The 1732-nt window shown below is 77.5% G+C and carries 3 protein-coding genes; all 3 read left to right on the forward strand.

What is annotated here, in order from left to right:
• Nucleotides 1–372: hypothetical protein (locus tag KVT14_RS19940; protein ID WP_217617254.1), on the forward strand; the 372-nt coding region annotated here is incomplete at its 5' end.
• 316 nt (nt 373–688) lie between these two features.
• Nucleotides 689–982 (forward strand): carbon storage regulator CsrA, encoded by a 294-nt coding sequence (gene csrA / locus KVT14_RS19945; RefSeq protein WP_217617255.1) that lies wholly within the window; start codon nt 689–691, stop codon nt 980–982.
• A gap of 270 nt (nt 983–1252) precedes the next feature.
• On the forward strand, nt 1253–1732 hold a 480-nt coding region (locus KVT14_RS19950; RefSeq protein WP_254631377.1), incomplete at its 3' end, for an Hpt domain-containing protein.

The following is a 1732-nucleotide window of genomic DNA, read 5'->3' on the forward strand; positions in this document are numbered from 1 at the left end:
TACGATCCGACTTGGTGGCGCGCGGAGCTGGCCGCCGGCGACGGCGTCACCGTCGTCGCGCTCGGGGTCCGCCCGGGCCGCGCGCGCGAGGACGCCGCGGCCGAGCTGCTGGCCGCGCTGGCGCCCGACCAGGCGTGGGGCGTCGTGGACGCCCGCAGCAAGACCCGGGACTGCGCGCGGTGGATCGCGGGCGTCGGCGCGCGCCGGCCGCTCGACGCGCTCGCCGTCGGCGGGCTGTTCGACACCAGCGAGCCCGGCACCGTCCTGGGCCTCGGCGTCCCGGTCGCGTGGATCGACGGCGTCCCGGCCTCGCGGGTCGCCTGGGCCGCGGCCCTGGGCGAGCACCTCCCCGAGGGCACCGTCTGGGGCTGACCCCGTCGGTCCCGGCCCGGCCCGCGCGGTCCTGGCCCGTCCGGGCCCCGGCGGCCCGCGCGGGGGGCGGGGCCTGGGGTGGGCGGCCGAATGGATCCGTTCGTACCGACACGCCCCGGCGTGCCGGGTCGAAAGGATCCATTCGCCCGGAGGGCGGTGGGGCGGCCCGGGGCAGGGCGCCGCGTCGGTGCGCCGAGTGGATCCGTTCGTACCGACGCGCCCCGGTGTGTCCGGTCGGGTGGATCCACCCGGGCGGAGGGGCCGCGCGCGTGGGCGGTGCACCGGCCGCTTGCGTGCGGAAGGTAGGGTCGGCGCCATGCTGGTGCTGAGCAGACGGGTCGGCGAGCGCCTCGTGATCGGGGACGACATCGTCGTGACCGTGATCGAGGTGCGCAGCGACGGCGTCCGCCTCGGCATCGACGCCCCGCGCTCCGTCGCCGTGCACCGCGCCGAGGTGCTGGAGGCCGTCACCGCGGCCAACCTCGCCGCCACCGACGCGGCGACCGACGCCGGCGACGACGCGGTCGAGTCCCTGCGCGGCCTCGTCGCGGGCCAGCCCGCCCCGGCCGCGGCGCCGGAGCCCTCGGACGAGGACCGCCCCGGCCGCTGACGCGCCCGACCGCCCGTCCGCCCCGCGCCCCGAGAGGTCGACCGGTCGCGAGTGAGTGGAGCGTTCTGCCCGACACGCCGGCGCGTGTCGGGCAGAACGCTCCACCCCGCCCCGGCTGCACCGGCCGAGGCAGCCACCCGTCCGGGTGACGGCCGTGCCTTCACCCGGCGCGCGGGCCCCGTCGCCCGCAGAAAGCCTCACGCCACCCCCCGAGCCGCCGATCCTCACCTCAGACGGGTCCGCACCCGGTAGGAGGCAGCAGTGGAGGACATGGACGAGATCGTCCGCGAGTTCCTCGTGGAGAGCCACGAGAACCTCGACCAGCTCGACCAGGACCTGGTGGCCCTGGAGAGCGAACCGGGGTCGCGCTCGCTCATCGCGAGCGTGTTCCGGACGATCCACACGATCAAGGGGACCAGTGGGTTCCTCGCGTTCTCGCGCCTGGAGCGCGTGGCCCACGCGGGGGAGAACCTACTCGTCGAGCTGCGCGACGGCCGCCGGTCGATGGACCAGGCGACCACCGACGTGCTGCTGCGGCTGGTGGACACGATCCGCGAGATCCTGCGGGCGATCGAGGTCGAGGGCGGCGAGGGCGGCGTCGAGATCGACGCGGTCATCGCGGCGATCGAGGCGATCCAGGCGATCGAGCCCGGTGCCGAGCCGGCCGCCGAGGCCGCCGCACCGGCAGCCGCGGCCCCCGCGCCCGCCGCCCCGGAGCCCGCGGCCGAGCCCGAGCCCGCGCCGGCCGCC

Origin of the sequence: Cellulomonas sp. GbtcB1 (genome assembly GCF_019091725.1) — a bacterium.
In the GTDB taxonomy this organism is placed as follows: Bacteria; Actinomycetota; Actinomycetes; order Actinomycetales; family Cellulomonadaceae; genus Cellulomonas.

Coding starts and splice junctions, on each gene's coding strand:
- csrA (WP_217617255.1), top strand. CDS start 689: ATGCTGGTGCTGAGCAGACGGGTCGGCGAGCGCCTCGTGATCGGGGAC.